General features: G+C 73.5%; 18 protein-coding genes. 11 read left to right on the top strand and 7 right to left on the bottom strand.

Annotated elements, in window-relative coordinates; all coding sequences use genetic code 11:
* The first annotated feature begins 104 nt into the window (after positions 1 to 104).
* Entirely contained in the window at positions 105 to 1388 is a 1284-nt protein-coding gene (gene purD / locus BD833_RS09215; protein WP_166532841.1) for a phosphoribosylamine--glycine ligase, read from the top strand.
* On the opposite strand, the gene BD833_RS09210 is transcribed toward purD, so the two are convergent.
* On the bottom strand, positions 1375 to 2841 hold the full coding sequence (locus tag BD833_RS09210; RefSeq protein WP_166532840.1) for an AI-2E family transporter: 1467 nt from the start codon (positions 2839 to 2841) through the stop codon (positions 1375 to 1377). The two genes, purD and BD833_RS09210, sit on opposite strands and share 14 nt — an antisense overlap.
* 127 nt (positions 2842 to 2968) lie before the next feature.
* Here BD833_RS09210 and purB point away from each other — a divergent pair, with 127 nt between their 5' ends.
* Positions 2969 to 4276, top strand: coding sequence for an adenylosuccinate lyase (gene purB / locus BD833_RS09205; RefSeq protein WP_166532839.1), 1308 nt, complete (start codon positions 2969 to 2971; stop codon positions 4274 to 4276).
* Positions 4273 to 5133: a phosphoribosylaminoimidazolesuccinocarboxamide synthase gene (locus BD833_RS09200; RefSeq protein ID WP_166532838.1), complete on the top strand. Its 861-nt coding sequence runs from the start codon at positions 4273 to 4275 to the stop codon at positions 5131 to 5133. The genes purB and BD833_RS09200 overlap by 4 nt, the downstream gene beginning before the upstream one ends.
* A gap of 21 nt (positions 5134 to 5154) precedes the next feature.
* Here BD833_RS09200 and BD833_RS09195 read toward each other — a convergent pair whose 3' ends face one another.
* Positions 5155 to 5742: a hypothetical protein gene (locus BD833_RS09195; RefSeq protein ID WP_166532837.1), complete on the bottom strand. Its 588-nt coding sequence runs from the start codon at positions 5740 to 5742 to the stop codon at positions 5155 to 5157.
* Positions 5743 to 5747: 5 nt separating this feature from the next.
* A complete protein-coding gene (locus tag BD833_RS09190) occupies positions 5748 to 6236 on the bottom strand; it encodes a hypothetical protein (protein ID WP_243737553.1) in 489 nt (162 codons plus the stop codon).
* 240 nt (positions 6237 to 6476) lie between these two features.
* Here BD833_RS09190 and purS point away from each other — a divergent pair, with 240 nt between their 5' ends.
* From purS to BD833_RS09170, 4 genes are read left to right on the top strand one after another with little or no spacing between them, the layout of a single operon-like run.
* The gene (gene purS, locus BD833_RS09185) at positions 6477 to 6716 is read left to right on the top strand and encodes a phosphoribosylformylglycinamidine synthase subunit PurS (protein ID WP_040338692.1); all 240 of its coding nucleotides are present in this window, start codon (positions 6477 to 6479) and stop codon (positions 6714 to 6716) included.
* A 7-nt stretch (positions 6717 to 6723) separates the two neighbouring features.
* The gene (purQ, locus tag BD833_RS09180; RefSeq protein ID WP_166532836.1) at positions 6724 to 7395 is read left to right on the top strand and encodes a phosphoribosylformylglycinamidine synthase subunit PurQ; all 672 of its coding nucleotides are present in this window, start codon (positions 6724 to 6726) and stop codon (positions 7393 to 7395) included.
* Positions 7392 to 9773: a phosphoribosylformylglycinamidine synthase subunit PurL gene (gene purL, locus BD833_RS09175; RefSeq protein ID WP_243737552.1), complete on the top strand. Its 2382-nt coding sequence runs from the start codon at positions 7392 to 7394 to the stop codon at positions 9771 to 9773. The genes purQ and purL overlap by 4 nt, the downstream gene beginning before the upstream one ends.
* The gene (locus BD833_RS09170; RefSeq protein ID WP_166532835.1) at positions 9773 to 10150 is read left to right on the top strand and encodes a sterol carrier family protein; all 378 of its coding nucleotides are present in this window, start codon (positions 9773 to 9775) and stop codon (positions 10148 to 10150) included. Before purL ends, BD833_RS09170 begins: the two co-directional genes overlap by 1 nt.
* Before the next feature lie 181 nt (positions 10151 to 10331).
* Here BD833_RS09170 and BD833_RS09165 read toward each other — a convergent pair whose 3' ends face one another.
* Entirely contained in the window at positions 10332 to 10478 is a 147-nt protein-coding gene (locus BD833_RS09165; RefSeq protein WP_166532834.1) for an MFS transporter small subunit, read from the bottom strand.
* Positions 10475 to 11893, bottom strand: a complete 1419-nt coding sequence (locus tag BD833_RS09160; protein WP_208092487.1) for an OFA family MFS transporter — start codon at positions 11891 to 11893, stop codon at positions 10475 to 10477. The genes BD833_RS09165 and BD833_RS09160 overlap by 4 nt, the downstream gene beginning before the upstream one ends.
* A gap of 216 nt (positions 11894 to 12109) precedes the next feature.
* Here BD833_RS09160 and BD833_RS09155 point away from each other — a divergent pair, with 216 nt between their 5' ends.
* From BD833_RS09155 to purM, 4 genes are all read left to right on the top strand, one after another.
* Positions 12110 to 13195 (top strand): S-(hydroxymethyl)mycothiol dehydrogenase, encoded by a 1086-nt coding sequence (locus BD833_RS09155; RefSeq protein WP_166532832.1) that lies wholly within the window; start codon positions 12110 to 12112, stop codon positions 13193 to 13195.
* A complete protein-coding gene (locus BD833_RS09150) occupies positions 13195 to 13803 on the top strand; it encodes an MBL fold metallo-hydrolase (RefSeq protein WP_208092485.1) in 609 nt (202 codons plus the stop codon). The genes BD833_RS09155 and BD833_RS09150 overlap by 1 nt, the downstream gene beginning before the upstream one ends.
* Before the next feature lie 66 nt (positions 13804 to 13869).
* Positions 13870 to 15408, top strand: coding sequence for an amidophosphoribosyltransferase (purF, locus tag BD833_RS09145; RefSeq protein WP_166532831.1), 1539 nt, complete (start codon positions 13870 to 13872; stop codon positions 15406 to 15408).
* Positions 15405 to 16487, top strand: coding sequence for a phosphoribosylformylglycinamidine cyclo-ligase (purM, locus tag BD833_RS09140; protein ID WP_243737551.1), 1083 nt, complete (start codon positions 15405 to 15407; stop codon positions 16485 to 16487). The genes purF and purM overlap by 4 nt, the downstream gene beginning before the upstream one ends.
* 145 nt (positions 16488 to 16632) lie before the next feature.
* Here purM and BD833_RS09135 read toward each other — a convergent pair whose 3' ends face one another.
* Both BD833_RS09135 and BD833_RS09130 read right to left on the bottom strand, forming a co-directional pair.
* Positions 16633 to 16854, bottom strand: coding sequence for a DUF3073 domain-containing protein (locus tag BD833_RS09135; RefSeq protein WP_166532830.1), 222 nt, complete (start codon positions 16852 to 16854; stop codon positions 16633 to 16635).
* Positions 16855 to 17179: 325 nt separating this feature from the next.
* On the bottom strand, positions 17180 to 18229 hold the full coding sequence (locus tag BD833_RS09130; RefSeq protein WP_166533063.1) for a Glu/Leu/Phe/Val family dehydrogenase: 1050 nt from the start codon (positions 18227 to 18229) through the stop codon (positions 17180 to 17182).
* Positions 18230 to 18261: the final 32 nt, after the last annotated feature.

Here is an 18261-nt window from a genome sequence, read left to right as displayed (position 1 = left end):
GATCACATGGGGTGTCTGTGACTGGTGGGGTTTGAACGGGTCGGAGCCCGATCGGCCGCGGGACCGGCGACTCCGCCCGGCAGAGGTCGGTAGGGTCGCCGGTCGTGCGCGTGCTGGTGATCGGCTCCGGAGCCCGGGAGCACGCCCTGTGCGTGGCTCTCCAGTCCGACCCCGGGGTGAGCGCGCTCGCCTGCGCCCCCGGCAACGCGGGAACGCGGGCGGTCGCCCCGCCACCGGCCGGCGGGGAGTCGCTGGCGGTGGCGGACCCGGTCGCGGTGGCCGCGCTCGCGCGGGACTGGGGGGCCGACCTCGTCGTCATCGGCCCCGAGGTGCCGCTGGTGGCCGGTGCGGCCGATGCGGTGCGCGAGGCCGGCATCGCCTGCTTCGGGCCGTCGGCGCAGGCCGCCCAGCTGGAGGGCAGCAAGTCCTTCGCCAAGCACGTGATGACGGCAGCCGGCGTCCCGACGGCCCGCTCCTGGGCCGTCGGCGGGGCCGCCGAGCTGGAGACGGCCCTGGACGAGGTGGCCGCGCTGACCGGCGGCGCACCGTTCGTGGTCAAGGACGACGGGCTGGCGGCCGGCAAGGGCGTCGTCGTCACCCCGGACCGGGAGGCCGCCGCCGCCCACGGCCGCTCGGTGCTCGACGCCGGCGGCGCGGTCCTGGTCGAGGAGTACCTCGACGGCCCGGAGGTCTCGCTGTTCGCCGTCACCGACGGCACGACGGTGCTGCCGCTGCTGCCCGCGCAGGACGCCAAGCGGCGGGACGACGGCGACGGCGGTCCGAACACCGGCGGCATGGGCGCCTACGCGCCGCTGCCCTGGGCACCTCCCGGCCTGGTCGAGGAGGTGCTGGCCACGGTGCTCCAGCCGACCGTCGACGAGATGGCCCGCCGGGGGGAGGCCTTCTCCGGGCTGCTCTACGCCGGGCTCGCGCTGACCTCCCGGGGGGTCCGGGTGGTGGAGTTCAACGCCCGCTTCGGCGACCCCGAGACCCAGGTGGTGCTGCCGCTGCTCCGGACGCCGCTGGGCGGGCTGCTGCACGCCGCCGCGACCGGGGGGCTGGCCGCGCATCCGCCGCTGCGCTGGCGCCCCGGCGCGGCGGTGACCGTGGTGGTGGCGGCGCCGGGCTACCCGGAGGCGCCCCGCACCGGGGACGCGATCACCGGCGCCGACGGCGAGGGGGTGCTGCACGCCGGCACCGCGCCGGCCGCCGACGGCACCGTCGTCTCCGCCGGCGGGCGGGTCCTGGCGGTCACGGCGACCGGCCCGGACCTCGCGGCCGCCCGGCAGACCGCCTACGAACGGGTGGCCGGTGTACGGCTGGCCGGCGCGCACTGGCGCACCGACATCGCGCTGGCCGCCGTCGAAGGGCGGATCAGCCCGCAGTGACCGGTGGCCGGGCCCGTTCGGGGCGCGGCTCCGGCGGGCGGGGCCCGTCGTGCCGCCGGCTCAGGTAGGTGCCGGCGACGTTCGCGCAGGCCACCGTCGGCACGGCGATCAGCGCGCCGAAGACGCCGCCCAGCAGCAGGCCGGCGGCGATGGACAGCACCACCGCCAGCGGGTGCACGTGCACGGCGCGCCCCAGCAGCAGCGGCTGCAGGACGTGCCCCTCCAGCTGCATGACCAGCACGACGATGGCCAGCGCGATCAGCGCCTTGATCGGGCCCACCGCGACCAGGGCGACCAGCACCGCCACGGACCCGGCGAGGAACGACCCGATGATCGGGATGAAGGCGCCGAGGAACACCAGCGCGGCCAGCGGGATGACCAGCGGGACCTGCAGGATCGCCAGGCCGATGCCGATGCCCACGGCGTCGACCAGCGCGACCGCCACGGTGGCCCGCACGTAGGAGATGAGCGTGCGCCACGACCGGCGGGCCGCCTCGTCGACGTAGGCCCGGGACTCGGCCGGGAAGAGGCCGACCAGCCACAGCCAGATGCCCCGGCCGTCCTTGAGGAAGAAGAAGAGCGTGAACAGCGCGAGGACGATCCCGGTGAACACCTCGCCCACGGTGGTGGCGGTGGTGATGGCGCCGGTGGCCAGCTCCTCCTCGTTGCTGACCAGGAAGTCCTGCGCCTGGCCGACCGCCTCCTCGAGCTGGTTGGCCGTGATCGGGAAGCTGCGGACGACGAAGCTCTCGATCTGCTCGAGCCCCTCGCTGACCTGGTTGGCCAGGTCGGTGAACCCGGCGAGGACCCGGTTCACGACCAGCGCGATGATCCCGGCGACGACCCCCAGGCCGACGACCAGCATCGTGAACGCCGCCAGGGACCTGGGCCACCCCTGCCGCACCAGCGCGGCGGCGCCGGGCTGCAGCAGGGCGGCCAGCAGCAGCGCGACGATCACCGGCACGACCACCACGGCGACCGACGACATCGCGTAGACCAGCGCGTACAGCCCGGCCAGCACCACCAGCACCCGCCACGACCAGGCGGCCGCCGTGCGCAGCGCCGCCGGGACGCCGTCCTCGGCCCGCGTGCGGCGCGTCGCGCCCACCGGGGGACGGCCCCGTCCGCCGGCCGGGCGCGGGCGTCCACCCTCCGGCGGGCCGCTCACCCCGCCCGGACCGAGCGGTCCGTCCAGGTCCGGCGCACCCGCTTCGGGGCTGCCCAGGGGCGGCCGGCTGGCGCCGCTGCCGGCGTCCTCCCCGTCGTGCTCGTCGCCGGTGGAGTGGTCCCCGGTGTGGTCGGGGTGCTGGTCGGCGTCGTCCTCCGGAGCCGGCTCGACGGCGGTCGCGGTGCCCCCGTGGCCGTGGTGGTGCCACGCGTGGGGGTCGTGCTCGCGGGCGTCCCGGATCCGCTTCCGGGCGCGTTGGGTCAGGTCGCGGGCACGGGCGCGCATCGAGTTCCTCCCGGGCGGGGCGACGGGCTCAGGACGATCATCGAAGCCCCACAGGGGAGACTCTGCCAGCCCTGCGGGAGGATGGACCCGTGGTGCGACGAGCTGAGCAGTGGCAGGCGGTACCCGCATGATCGAGCGCTACACGCTCCCCGAGATGGGCCGGGTCTGGAGCGACCAGCACAAGTACGCGCTGTGGTGCCGGGTCGAGACCCTCGTCCTCGAGGCGCACGCCGCCGCCGGCCGGGTGCCCGCCGACGTCGTCGAGCCGGTGCGCAACGCGCCGCCGCCCACCCCGGAGCGGGTCGCGGAGATCGAGGAGACGACGCAGCACGACGTCATCGCCTTCCTCACCGCCTGGGCCGACAACACCGAGCCGCGCTCCGCCGCCGCCTACGTGCACCACGGCATGACGTCCTCGGATCTGCTGGACACCGCCCTCGCCGTGCAGCTGACCGACGCGACCGACGTCCTGCTGGCCAAGGCCGACCGCCTGGTGGCGGCGCTGCGGGATCACGGCCTGGCGCACCGGGACACGATCAAGGTGGGCCGCACCCACGGCGTGCACGCCGAGCCCGTGGTCTGGGGCCACCGGGTCGCCGACCTCGCCTTCGCCGCCGCCCGGTCCCGCGACCGGCTGCGGGCGGCGCGGGAGGCCGTCGGCGTCGTCGCGATCTCTGGCGCCGTCGGCACGTACTCGCTGATCGACCCGGCGGTCGAGGGCACCGTGGCCGAGGCGCTCGGGCTGCGCCCCGCCGACGCCTCCACCCAGGTGGTGCTGCGCGACGGCATCAGCGAGTGGGTCTCGGCGCTGGCGATCATCTCGACCGTGTGCGAGGCGATCGCGCTGGAGGTCCGGCACGGCCAGCGCACCGAAGTGCGCGAGCTCGCCGAGGCGTTCGGATCGGGCCAGAAGGGCTCGAGCGCGATGCCGCACAAGAAGAACCCGATCCGGTCCGAGCGCATCGCCGGCCTCGCCCGGGTGGTGCGGGCCGCGATCGTGCCGGTGATGGAGGGCATCCCGCTCTGGCACGAGCGCGACATCTCGCACTCCTCCACCGAGCGGGTCTTCCTGCCCGACGCGGCGATCACCACCGACTACCTGCTGAACCTGACGGCGGGGCTGGTGGAGAACCTGGTCGTGGACGCAGACCGGATGCGGGCGAACCTGGAGTCCACCGGCGGGCTGATCTACACCTCGTCGGTGCTGCTGGAGCTGGTCGAGAGCGGGCAGTCCCGGGAGGACGCGTACGCGCTGGTGCAGTCGGCGGCGATGGAGACGTGGAACAGCGGCACGCCGTTCCGCGAGACGCTGCGGAACCGGGCCGCCGCCTCGGGCGTGACGCTGGACGAGGGCCGGCTGGACGAGATCTGCCGGCCGGAGCAGTACGTGGCCAACTTGGGTCCGTTGTTCGACCGGCTGGCCGCGCTGTCGTGACGGTGGACCTCCCGCTGGTCGCCCGCGGCAAGGTGCGGGAGATCTACGACGCCGGGAGCGACCGGCTGCTGCTGGTCGCCTCGGACCGGATCTCGGCCTACGACTGGGTGCTGCCCACGCCCATCCCCGACAAGGGGAGGGTGCTCACCCAGCTGTCGGTGTGGTGGTTCGAGCAGCTCACCCCGGTGCTGGACCGGTTCGGTGCCTCGCACCACCTGGTGAGCGCCGTCGACGTGCCGTCCGAGGTCGCCGGGCGGGCGATGCTGGTGCGCCGGCTGGAGATGCTGCCCGTCGAGTGCGTGGCCCGCGGCTACCTCTCGGGTGGCGGCACCAAGGAGTACGAGCGCACCGGGTCGATCCGCGACGTCGTCCTGCCGGCCGGGCTGGTCGAGGGGTCGCAGCTGCCCGAACCGGTCTTCACGCCGTCGACGAAGGCGGAGATCGGCGAGCACGACGAGCCGATCGACTTCCCTGCCGTCGTCGGGCTGGTGGGTGCCGACCGCGCGGAGGAGCTGCGCGAGCTGACGCTGGCGCTGTACCGCCGCGGCGCGGAGATCGCCCGCGGTGCCGGGATCGTGCTGGCCGACACCAAGTTCGAGTTCGGCGAGGCTGGGGCGTCCCTGGTGCTCGGCGACGAGGTGCTCACGCCCGACTCCTCGCGGTTCTGGCCGGCGTCGTCGTGGTCCCCGGGATCGGTGCAGCCGTCGTACGACAAGCAGTTCGTGCGCGACTGGCTGACGTCGTCCGGCTGGGACCGGGTATCGCCGCCGCCGGAGCTGCCCTCGGACGTCGTCGCCGCGACCCGGGATCGCTACGTGACCGCCTACGAACGGCTCACCGGCCGCTCGTTCGGCTGAGGGCGCCGTCGCGCGGAGGGCTCAGCTGTAGGAGGGCGACGACGTCGACGTCGGGCCGGTCCAGCGGCCCATCACCGGGGTGACGGTGTACGAGACCGTCCCGCTGGTGTAGGCGTCGAGATCGGTGCACGACTGGGTCGGTGCGTCCGGGTCGCTCGGCACGAAGACGTTGGGCATGCCGTCGACGGTGGTGCCCGCGCACGTGCCGCTCGTGACGACGAGACCGGAGCCCTGCCACTGGGTGCGCCGGACCTGGTAGCCGATCACCCCGCGGCCTCCGGAGTGCTTGGTGGTGGTCCAGGTCAGCGTGTAGACGGGCAGGTACTGCGGCGCGGGGGTGGCCTTGGTGGCCGCCGGGGTCGCCGTCTGCGGGATGACCACGGCCTGGGCGCGGGCCGGGCCCGCACCCTTGGTGGCCCACGCCGCGGATGCCGGATCCGCGGCGAGCAGGAGCGGGACGAGAGCGAACGCGACGACGGCCAACCGGAGGGTCAGGGTTCGCAGCATGTCGGTTCTCCTCTCGTCGTCGTGGTGGTCGTGGTGGTCGTGGTGGTCGTGGTGGTCGTGGTGGTCGTCGTGGAGGACGCCGCGCCCCGCGGCGTCCTCCACGACGGTCAGGCAGAGGCGCCGGACAGCGTGACCTGGACGCTGTACGTGGCGCCCTGGCAGCCGTTGTCGGCGCTGGAGACCATGGTGACTGCGTTCGGGATGGTCACCGCGGTCGCGCCGGAGTTCGCGGACAGGTTGACGGGCGAGCCCAGGGTCACGGGGCCCGAGACGGTGAGGCTGGCGGCGGTGCACGTGCGGCCGGCCAGCGGGGTCACGGTGACGGCACCGAACGACGCACTGGTCACGCGCACCGGGAACGGGTTCGGGTTGGCCACGCTGGCCACCACCGCACCCGAGGCGCCCGGATACAGCGTCGCGGTGGGCGTGCCGGCGGAGACGGTGAGGTTGACGGCCGTCGCCGCCTGCGTCGTGGCCGAGCCGGTGCCGCTCACCAGCCACGCGGCCGTGGCGATGCCACCGCCGATCAGGGCGACGACGAACAGGGCCACGACGACGAGCCGTCGGGGGAGCTTGGTGGTGATGCGCAGCTTCACGGTGTGCCTCTCTGGGGCGTCCGGGACGACGGGCGTCGTCCGTTCTGCACCCAGTTCACGGCGGCGCGGCAGCTCGGGGAACAGCGACCAAGCGCTCTCACCCCGCCGGGTGAGGAGTCTTGCGCCGGAGTAGGGCGTGCCTTGCGGATTCCTTGCGGAAAGGCCGCCCGGGCGGCCGGCCCGGGCGTTCCGCGGCAGCGCCCGCCGGGGCCCCCGTCGTCTCCCGGTACCCTCGGCGGCGTGTCCCGGGTGGTCGTCGACGTCGTCCTGAAGCCAGAGATCTCCGACCCCCAGGGTCAGGCGGTGCTCGGCGCGCTCGGCCGGCTCGGCCACGACTCCGTCCGGAGCGTCCGCCAGGGCAAGCATTTCGTCCTCGAGGTCGACGGGACCCCCGACGAGGCCGAGCTGAAGCAGATCGCCGAGACGCTGCTCGCCAATCCGGTGATCGAGGACGTCGAGCTCCACCTCCCCAAGGACTGAAGCAATCGTGCGCATCGGTGTCATCACCTTCCCGGGCTCCCTGGACGACGTCGACGCCGCGCGCGCGGTGCGGCTGGCCGGGGGTGAGCCGGTCGCCCTCTGGCACGCCGACCACGACCTGCAGGACGTCGACGCCGTCGTCCTGCCCGGCGGCTTCTCCTACGGCGACTACCTGCGTGCCGGTGCCATCGCCGCCCGCTCCCCGCTGATGCAGGACGTCGTCACCGCGGCCAACGGTGGCCTGCCCGTGCTGGGCATCTGCAACGGCTTCCAGGTGCTCTGCGAGGCCGGCCTGCTGCCCGGGGCGCTGACCCGCAACAGCCACCTGCACTTCCGCAACCGCGACCAGGTGCTGGCCGTCGAGCGCGCCGACACCGCCTGGACCCAGGACTACCGGGTCGGCCAGCGCATCGTCATCCCGGTCAAGAACGGCGAGGGCCGCTACGTCGGCTCCGACGCCGACCTGGACCGGCTGGAGGGCGAGGGCCGGGTCGTGTTCCGCTACGCGGACGGCAACCCCAACGGCAGCTCCCGCGACATCGCCGGGGTGGCCAGCGAGAACGGGCGCGTCGTCGGGCTCATGCCGCACCCCGAGCACGCGATCGAGGACCTCACCGGGCCGAGCACCGACGGCCTGGGCTTCTTCACCAGCGTCCTGAAGGCGGTCGTGAACGCGTGAGCGAGGACCGGACGGCGGGGCAGGCGAGCGCCACCGCGGGGCTCTCGGAGCTCGACACCGGGCCGGGCCGGCTGACCGGCCGGCTCGACACCGTCGACCTGGCGGCGAGCACGCCGGAGGACGAGCAGCCCTACGCCGAGCTCGGCCTCAAGGCCGACGAGTACGACCGGATCAAGGCGATCCTCGGCCGGCGGCCCACCACCGCCGAGCTGGCGATGTACTCGGTCATGTGGAGCGAGCACTGCTCCTACAAGAGCTCCAAGGTGCACCTGCGCCAGTTCGGCGATCTCCCGCCCAGCGACGCACTGCTGGTGGGCATCGGCGAGAACGCCGGCGTCGTGGACGTCGGGGACGGCTACGCGGTCACCTTCAAGGTCGAGTCGCACAACCACCCCAGCTACGTCGAGCCGTACCAGGGCGCGGCCACGGGCGTCGGCGGCATCGTCCGCGACATCCTGACCATGGGCGCCCGCCCGATCGCGGTCATGGACAGCCTGCGCTTCGGCCGGGCCGACGCCCCCGACACCGCCCGCGTGCTGCCCGGCGTCGTCGCCGGGGTCGGCGGCTACGGCAACTGCCTGGGCCTGCCCAACATCGGCGGCGAGCTGCTCTTCGACGACTGCTACGCCGGCAACCCGCTGGTCAACGCGCTGTGCGTCGGTGTCATGAGGCACGAGGACGTGCGCCTGGCCAAGGCCGAGGGCGCCGGCAACAAGGTGATCCTCTTCGGCGCCCGCACCGGCGGCGACGGCATCGGCGGGGTCAGCGTGCTGGCCAGCGAGACCTTCGACACTCGGTCGGACGGCACCGGGGGCCCGGCCAAGCGACCCAGCGTCCAGGTGGGCGACCCGTTCACCGAGAAGCTGCTCATCGAGGCGTGCCTGGAGATCTTCGCCCAGGACCTGGTCACCGGCATCCAGGACCTCGGCGGCGCCGGACTGTCCTGCGCCACCTCCGAGCTGGCCAGCGCCGGCACCGGCGGCATGCACGTCGACCTGGACACCGTCCCGCTGCGCGACAGCACCCTGACGCCCGCCGAGATCCTGATGAGCGAGTCGCAGGAGCGGATGTGCGCGATCGTCGAGCCGGCCAAGGTCGACGCCTTCCTCGCCGTCTGCCGGAAGTGGGACGTGCTGGCCACCGTCATCGGTGAGGTCACCGACGGCGACCGGCTGACCGTCGACTGGCACGGCGAGCGGATCGTCGACGTCCCGCCGCGCACCGTGGCGCACGAGGGCCCGGTCTACGAGCGCCCCATGGCCCGCCCGCGGGACCTCGACGCGCTGCAGGCCGACGACGCGGCGGACCTGCCGAGGCCCACGACGCCCGCGGAGCTGCAGGCCCACTGGCTCGCCGTCGTCAGCAGCCCGGACGGCGCGGACAAGACCTGGGTGACCGAGCAGTACGACCGCTACGTCCGGGGCAACACCGTGCTGGCGCAGCCCGACGACGCCGGCGTGCTGCGCATCGACGAGGAGTCCAACCGCGGCATCGCGCTCTCCCTCGACGGCAACGCCCGCTACGCCCGGCTGGACCCCTACGCCGGGGCCAAGCTGAACCTGGCCGAGGCCTACCGCAACGTCGCCGTCTCCGGCGCGAAGCCCCTCGCCGTCACCAACTGCCTCAACTTCGGTTCGCCCGAGGAGCCCGAGGTCATGTGGCAGTTCGCGCAAGCCGTGCGCGGCCTCGCCGACGGCTGCCGCGAGCTCGGCCTGCCGGTCACCGGCGGCAACGTGAGCCTCTACAACCAGACCGGCGACGTGCCGATCAACCCGACGCCGGTCATCGGCGTCCTCGGGGTGCACGAGGACGTGCGCACCCGGGTGGGCTCGGGCTGGCGGCAGGACGGCGAGACCGTCCTGCTGCTCGGCGAGACGCGGCCGGAGTTCGGCGGCTCGGCCTGGGCGAGCGTCGTGCACGGCCACCTCGGCGGGAAGCCGCCGGCGGTCGACCTGGCCGCCGAGCGGGCGCTCGGGGAGCTGCTGGGCGCGGTCGGCCGGGAGGGCCTGATCAGCTCCGCGCACGACCTGGCCGACGGCGGGCTGGCCCAGGGGCTGGCCGAGTCGGCGCTGCGCCACGGCGTGGGTGCCCGGCTGGAGCTCGGTGAGGACCAGTTCACGGCGCTGTTCAGCGAGTCCACGGCTCGGGCGATCGTCACGACGTCGGATCCCGGCGGCGTGAAGACGACGGCGCGCTGGGCCGGGGTGCCGGTGACCGAGCTCGGGACCACCGGCGGCGACGCCCTCGTGGCCGGCGGGCTGGAGCTGCCGCTCGCCGAGCTGCGTGCGGCCTGGAGCGCGACGCTCCCGGCGCTGTTCGGCGGCCCGGAGCACAGCACGCCGTCCACCGTCCCGGCGGGCACCGTCCCGACCTCCTGATGCCGGCCCCGATCCCGGCCGAGGAGCTGCGGGCCGCGGTCGACCCGGTGCGGGGCTGGCTGGCCGGTGAGGCCGATCAGCCGCCGCGGGCCGTGGTCGGGGCCGCGGTGAAGACCACGGCGCGCTGGCTGGCCCAGCAGGTGCCGGGGCGATCGGTGGAGCTGCGGGTGCCGCCGCACGTCGCCGTCCAGTGCGTCGAGGGGCCGCGGCACACCCGCGGCACCCCGCCGAACGTCGTCGAGACCGACGCCGCCACCTGGCTGCGCCTGGCCACCGGGCAGACGACCTGGGACGAGGCCGTGGCCGCGGGGAAGGTCACCGCCAGCGGCAACCGGGCGGACCTGTCGGCGAACCTGCCGCTGCGCCCTCTGCGGTGAGCCGCCCTGCGGGCGGCAGTGCCCGGTGGAGGGCCCGGAGGGTTCCCGCCGGGTGCGGCGGACGGGCTCGATGCAACGGGGGGACGGCAGCTGGCCGCCGTGTCGGCCGGTAGGCCGACGATGTGCACAGCACGACGCCCCCGTCCGCGCGATGCGGACGGGGGCGTCGAGGTCAGGTGGCTCAGCCGAAGAGTGCGCTGGCTGCCTTGATCGTGTTGTACAGGCCGTAGGCCAGCGGGACGCCCACCAGTGCCCAGGCGAAGGCGATGAGGCCCGTGGGGGTGTGCGTGGTCGGCTGGTCGCCGGCCGTGGACGCGGGGTGGCTCATCGGACGGTGCTCCTCTCGGGGGCCGCCGCAGCGGTCGGGACGTCGGTCGGCTTGGGCTCGAAGTACTTCTCCGACACCGGCTTGATCAGCAGGTTGGCGACGAAGCCGACGGCGAGCAGGCCCACCATGATGAACAGCGCGGGCCGGTAGTCACCGGCGACGAGCTGGCCCGGGGTGCCCCGGGAGTCGAGCACGCCGTTGACGATCAGCGGCCCGGCGATACCGGCGGCCGCCCACGCGGTCAGCAGCCGGCCGTGGATGGCGCCCACCTGGTAGGTGCCGAAGAGGTCGCGCAGGTACGCCGGCACCGTGGCGAAGCCACCGCCGTAGAAGCTGATGATGATGGCGGCGGTGACGACGAAGATCCAGGTCGCCGTGCTGCCCAGGGTGGCCAGGATGACGTACAGGATGATCCCGACGCCGAGGTACACCATGTAGATCGGCTTGCGGCCGATGTAGTCCGAGGTGGACGACCACACGAACCGGCCCGCCATGTTGAACAGCGAGAGCAGGCCGACGAAGCCCGCGGCCGTGGCGGCGAGGACCGTGGAGGTCTCACCGGTGCGGAAGAAGTCCTGGATCATCGGGGCGGCCTGCTCGAGGATGCCGATGCCCGCGGTCACGTTGCAGAACAGGACGGTCCACAGCAGCCAGAACTGCGGCGTCTTGATCGCGTTGTTGGCCGACACGTTCTCGGTGGTGACCAGCGACTTGGCCTTGACGGTCGACGGGTCGAAGCCGTCGGGCCGCCAGTTCGCCGCCGGCACGCGGACGATGAACGCGCCGAACATCATGAAGACCAGGTACAGCAGACCCAGGGTGAGGAACAGCCCGGCGACCGCGTTGCCGCTGGGCACCGTGCCGGCGACGGCCGGGTCGTAGTTCGGGTCGTACCAGTTCATCAGCTGGCGGGACAGCGGCGAGGCGATGAGCGCACCACCACCGAAGCCCATGATCGCCATGCCGGTGGCCAGGCCCGGGCGGTCGGGGAACCACTTGATCAGCGTGGACACCGGCGAGATGTAGCCGATGCCCAGGCCGATGCCGCCGAGGACGCCGTAGCCGAGGTAGAGGAGCCAGAGCTGCTCGGTGTAGATGCCGAGGGAGCCGACGAGGAAGCCGGAGACCCAGAAGACGGCCGAGGTGAACATCGCGGCACGCGGGCCGTTCTTGTCCACCCAGGTGCCGAAGACGGCCGCCGACAGGCCCAGCATCACGATGGCGATCGAGAAGATGATGCCGATCGCGGTCAGGCTGGCGTCGAAGTGCTCGACGAGGGCGACCTTGTAGACGCTGGTGGCGTACGCCTGGCCGATGCACAGGTGCACGGCGAGCGCCGCCGGTGGGATGAGCCACCGGTTGAAGCCTGGCCGGGCGACGATGCGCTCGCGGGCCAGGAAGCTGGGTACTGCCACGGGGGGAACCTCCGGGGGCGGATGGGACAGGTGATCGGACGGGCACGACCGGGACGCGCCCGATCGTCTGTGATATCGGTCGCTTTCGGGGCGCACCGTACGTTCTTTATCGGAGAAATTGCACATTCAACATGCGAACGTGATCGCTATGTGACCCGCTGTGGTCAATTCCGGCCGTCGAAGCGACTCATCACGGCGGGCCATAGGGTCGACCGCATGGCGTACGAGGTGCAGGGCGTCATCGCCCGCGGCAAGGGACAGCCGGTCACGGTGGAGACCATCGTGGTCCCCGACCCGGGGCCGGGTGAGGCGGTCGTCGACGTGCAGGCGTGCGGGGTCTGCCACACCGACCTGCACTACCGCGAGGGCGGCATCAACGACGACTTCCCGTTCCTCCTCGGCCACGAGGCGGCGGGTGTGGTGTCGGCCGTCGGCGAGGGCGTCAGCAACGTCGCCGTCGGCGACTACGTCGTCCTGAACTGGCGCGCCGTCTGCGGCGAGTGCCGGGCCTGCCGCAAGGGGCAGCTGCAGTACTGCTTCAACACCCACAACGCCACGCAGAAGATGACGCTGACCGACGGCACCGAGCTCTCCCCGGCGCTGGGCATCGGGGCGTTCGCCGAGAAGACGCTCGTCCACTCCGGGCAGTGCACCAAGGTCGACCCGGCCGCGCCGCCGGCCTCCGCCGGCCTGCTGGGCTGCGGCGTGATGGCCGGCGTCGGCGCCGCGATCAACACCGGCCAGGTGCAGCGTGGTGAGACCGTCGCCGTCTTCGGCTGCGGCGGGGTGGGCGACGCCGCGATCGCCGGCGCCAAGCTGGCCGGGGCGACGACGATCATCGCCGTCGACATCGAGGACCGGAAGCTGGAGTGGGCGAAGCAGTTCGGCGCCACCCACACGGTGAACTCGGAGGAGACCGACGCGGTCGAGGCCATCAAGGCGCTCACCGGCGGCTTCGGCGTGGACGTCGCCATCGACGCCGTGGGCCATCCGAAGGTCTTCGAGCAGGCGTTCTACGCCCGCGACCTGGCCGGCCGGGTGGTGATGGTCGGCGTCCCGACCCCGGGCATGGAGGTCACCCTGCCGGCGATCGAGATCTTCGGCCGGGGCGGGGCGATCAAGTCCTCCTGGTACGGCGACTGCCTGCCCAGCCGCGACTTCCCGATGCTGGTCGACCTCTACCTGCAGGGCCGCTTCGACCTCGACGCCTTCGTCTCCGAGACCATCGGGCTGGGCGACGTCGAGGGCGCCTTCGACAAGATGCACAAGGGCGAGGTCCTGCGATCCGTGGTGGTGTTCTGATGGCCGCGCGCATCGACAAGGTCGTCGTCCCCGGCGTCTTCAGCCTGGACGGGCAGGACTTCGACGTCGAGAACAACGTCTGGCTCGTCGGCGACGACGACGAGGTGCTGGTCATCGACGCCCCGCACGACGCCGCTCCGATCGTCGAGGCGGTCGGCGGCCGGACGGTCACCGCGATCGTCCTGACGCACGGGCACAACGACCACATCACCGCCGCGCCGGCCCTGCGCGCGGCCACCGGGGCCCCGATCTGGTTCAACCCCGCCGACCGGATGCTCTGGGACATGACCCACCCGGACGCCGCGCCCGACGAGGAGCTGCGGGCCGGCAGCCGCTTCCGCGTGGCCGGCGTGACGCTGACGGCGCTGCACACCCCCGGCCACTCGCCGGGCAGCACCTGCCTGCACGCTCCCGACCTGCGGACGGTGTTCACCGGAGACACGCTGTTCTGCGGCGGCCCCGGCGCGACCGGCCGGTCGTTCAGCGACCACCCGACCATCGTGAACTCGATCCGGGCCCAGCTGCTCAGTCTGCACGGCGACACCGTGGTGCGCACCGGGCACGGCGACGACACGACGATCGCGGCGGAGCTGTCGAACGTCCGCTGAGGCCCGGGTGACACGGGACACCACCTCGGCGCCGGGAGAAGCGCCCCGCGCCGGTACGCTCGACCCGTGCCTCGCGGTGATGGACGGCTGACGCACGACCTCGACCCCCAGTTCCCCGGTCCCCAGGACGCCTGTGGCGTCTTCGGGGTCTGGGCGCCGGGGGAGGAGGTCGCGAAGCTGACCTATTTCGGTCTGTACGCCCTCCAGCACCGCGGGCAGGAGGCGGCCGGCATCGCGGTGTCCGACGGGGCCTCCGTCGTCGTCTACAAGGACCTCGGCCTGGTCAGCCAGGTGTTCGACGAGGCGACCCTGGGCAGCCTGCGCGGCCACCTGGCCGTGGGCCACACCCGGTACTCCACCACCGGCTCCTCCACGTGGGAGAACGCGCAGCCCACGTTCCGGACGACCGAGGCCGGCACCGGGCTGGCGCTGTGTCACAACGGGAACCTGGTGAACACCGCCGAGCTGGCCAGCCGGGCCGCCGACGCCGGTGTCCCGGGCGCCTTCGCCGCCACCACCGACTCCGACCTGGTGACGGCGCTGATCGCCTCCTACCAGGACATCTCGGTCGAGGCGGCCGCGATGGAGGTGCTGCCGCAGCTGCGCGGCGCCTTCTCGATCACCTTCATGGACGAGGACACCCTGTACGCGGCCCGCGACCCGCAGGGGGTCCGTCCGCTGGTGCTCGGTCGGCTGGAGCGCGGCTGGGTGGTGGCCAGCGAGACGGCCGCCCTGGACATCGTCGGCGCCTCCGTGGTGCGCGAGGTGGAGCCCGGCGAGCTGATCGCGATCGACGAGAACGGCCTGCGCAGCCAGCACTTCGCTCCGGCGGCGCCGAAGGGCTGCGTCTTCGAGTACGTCTACCTCGCCCGGCCCGACACCACGATCTCCGGCCGTGGCGTGCACGCCGCCCGGGTCGAGATCGGCCGCCGGCTGGCCAAGGAGCACCCGGCCGAGGCCGACCTGGTCATCCCGGTGCCGGAGTCGGGCACCCCGGCCGCCGTCGGCTACGCCGAGGCGTCCGGGATCCCCTACGGCCTCGGCCTGGTGAAGAACTCCTACGTGGGCCGCACCTTCATCCAGCCGAGCCAGACGATCCGGCAGCTGGGCATCCGGCTGAAGCTGAACCCGCTGCGCGACGTCATCCGGGGCAAGCGGCTGGTCGTCGTCGACGACTCGATCGTGCGCGGCAACACCCAGCGCGCGCTGATCCGCATGCTGCGGGAGGCCGGCGCGGTCGAGGTGCACGTCCGCATCTCCTCGCCGCCGGTGAAGTGGCCGTGCTTCTACGGCATCGACTTCGCCAGCCGTGCCGAGCTGATCGCCAACGGGCTGGACATCGACGGGGTGCGCGCCTCCATCAACGCCGACTCCCTCGGCTACGTCTCCGAGCAGGGGCTGATCGCCGCGACCGAGCAGCCGGTCAACCGGCTGTGCACCGCCTGCTTCACCGGCGAGTACCCGATCGACCTGGGCACTCCCGAGGTGCTCGGGAAGCACGTCCTGGAGGGGATCGGCCAGCGCGCGGTGAGCGGCTGGACCGGTCAGCAGGCCGGCAGCGCGGCGATCCCCGGTGGCGCCGAGGACGCGCTGCGCCGCCCGTGAGCACCGGCCGAGGAGTGCGCGAGGAGTTCACCTACGCGGCCTCCGGCGTCGACATCGACGCCGGGGAGCGCGCCGTCACCCTGATGCGGGCGGCGGTCGAGCGCACCAACCGGCCCGAGGTGGTCGGCGGGCTCGGCGGGTTCGCCGGGCTGTTCGCCCTGGACACCCAGAAGTACCGCAGGCCGCTGCTGGCGTCCTCCACCGACGGCGTCGGCACCAAGATCGCCCTGGCGCGGCAGCTGGACCGGCACGACACGGTGGGCATCGACCTGGTGGCGATGGTCGTCGACGACCTCGTCGCCTGCGGGGCCGAGCCGCTGTTCCTCCAGGACTACGTGGCCTGCGGAAAGGTCGTCCCCGAGCGGATCGCCGCCATCGTCACCGGCATCGCCGCGGGCTGCACCCAGGCCGGCGCCGCCCTGGTGGGCGGGGAGACCGCGGAGCACGGCGACCTGATGGACGCCGACGAGTACGACCTCGCGGCCACCGCGGTCGGCGTCGTCGAGGCCGACGCGGTGCTGGGCCCCGAGCGGGTGCGCGAGGGCGACGCCGTCGTCGCGATGGCGTCGTCGGGCTTCCACTCCAACGGCTACTCGCTGGTGCGCCACGTGGTGGGCGCCGCGGGGCTCGACCTGCACGCGACGCCGGCCGGGCTCGACCGGCCGCTGGGCGAGGAGCTGCTCGAGCCCACCCGCATCTACGCCCTCGACTGCCTGGCCCTGGTCGCCGAGCTCGGCGTGGACACGGTGCACGCGCTGGCGCACATCACCGGCGGCGGGCTGGCCGGCAACACCGCACGGGTGGTCCCCGACGGGCTGCAGGCGGTGCTGGACCGCGGCACCTGGGCGCTGCCCGACGCGGTCCGGCTGATGGAGGAGCACGGGGTGCCCCGGGCGGAGAGCGAGCGGGCCTTCAACTGCGGCGTCGGGATGGTCGCCGCCGTCGCCCCGGAGCAGGCCGACGCCGCGGTGGCGCTGCTCGCCGCCCGCGGCGTGCCCGCCTGGGTCGCCGGGACCGTGCGGCGGCGCGCGGACGAGGCGGCGCCCGCCGCGGAGCTCACCGGCACCTACCGCCGCTGACGGACCCCCTGCCCCCACCGTGGCGGAGGCCCACCGTGGCGTGAGCCCGCCGAGGCCCGGTACCGGGCGGAACACCACGACACCGCTGCCCCGGGGGGCCGCGGTGTCGTGGTGTGCGACGGAGGAACGGGGAGTCAGCCGCCGGTCAGCGGCTGGCCGCCCAGTCGTCGTCCGTGTCGTCGTCCGCCCAACGATCGGCGTACTCGTCGTCGTCCTCGTCGTCGTCGTCCGCCGCGCTGGGCGCGGTGTACGTCGATGACGAGCCGGCCAGCTCGCGCTGCAGCGCGGTGAGGTCGGTGTTGGGTGAGCTGTACTTGAGCTCACGGGCCACGCGTGTCTGCTTGGCCTTCGCTCGGCCGCGCCCCATCGGCTCGACCCCCTCGTTACGGAGTGCGGAGGCTCAGCCAAGCGGCTGATGCGGCCCGCGTGGCGACCCCGACTGAGTGACTATGTCTCGGACAACACTACGACACGGATCGGCGGCGGGCATACGCCCCTCCCCCGGGAGGGCGGGGTGGCGCTGCCCGGCGGCGTGCCGAGGCCGCTGGGGCGGGCATCCCCGCAGGTGGGAACGCCGTGGCCGGGCCGCGCATCCATGCTGATCACGGCCGTGTCCGCCGGGTGACCGGGGTGCACCGACGCGCCGCCGCCCGTCGCGTGGCGGGCGCGGTGACATCGGTCACCCACGGAGCTCAGAGCCGAATGGTGGCCAGCCGGCCGACCGAACGGATCCGCTCCTCGGCCAGCCGGTCGGCGGCGACCGCCGGGGAGATGCCCTCGGCGTCGGCGAGCGCGAACACCCGGAGCGCGACGTCGTGGATGCCGGAGGCCTTGGCCTGCGCCCGCTCGAAGGAGAAGCCGTGCCGCTCGTCCTCCACCTGGATGACCCCGCCGGCGTTCACCAGGAAGTCGGGGGCGTAGAGGATGCCGCGCCCGCGGAGCCGTTCGGCGGCCTCCGGCGTGGCGAGCTGGTTGTTGGCCCCGCCGCAGACCACGCGCCCCGGCAGCGCTTCGACCGTCTCCTCGTCCAGCGCCCCGCCCAGCGCGCACGGCGCGTAGACGTCGTGCGGCGTCCGCACCAGGGTCGCGGTGTCGGCGACGGCGCGCACCCCCGGGTGCCGGGCCTGCAGCCGCCGCACCGCCTCGGGGTCCACGTCGGTGACGACCACGTCGGCGCCGTCGTCGGCGAGGTGGCCGACCAGCCAGGAGCCGACCTTGCCCACGCCCGCCACGGCGACGGTGCGGCCGGCGAGCGAGGGCGATCCCCAGCAGTGCTGCGCGGCGGCCCGCATGCCCTGGAAGACGCCGTAGGCGGTCAGCACCGAGGAGTCCCCGCACCCGCCGTAGGCCTCCGACCGGCCGTGCGCGTAGCGGGTCTCCCGCGCGACGAGGTCGAGGTCGGCATTCGTGGTGCCGACGTCGCAGGCGGTGAGGTAACGGCCGCCCAGGGACTGGACGAACCGGCCGTAGGCGCGGAGCAGGGCCTCGGTCTTCCCGGTGCGCGGATCGCCGATGATCACGGCCTTGCCGCCGCCGAGGTCCAGGCCGGCGAGGCTGTTCTTGTACGTCATGGCCGCCGAGAGCCGCAGCGCGTCGGCGACCGCGGCGTCCTCGCTCGGATAGGGGTAGAAGCGCGTGCCTCCGAGCGCCGGCCCGAGGGCCGTGGAGTGGACGGCGATGATCGCCCGCAGCCCCGATCCGGGATCGCTGCAGAACACGACCTGCTCATGACCGGATCCCATGACGTCCACGACTCCGGAGCCTAGATCGCCGC

Origin of the sequence: Blastococcus xanthinilyticus (assembly GCF_008124835.1) — a bacterium.
GTDB classification, from domain to species: domain Bacteria; phylum Actinomycetota; class Actinomycetes; order Mycobacteriales; family Geodermatophilaceae; genus Blastococcus; species Blastococcus xanthinilyticus.
The sequence above is the reverse complement of the archived record's forward strand: the minus strand, read 5'-3'. Positions and strand labels throughout refer to the sequence as shown.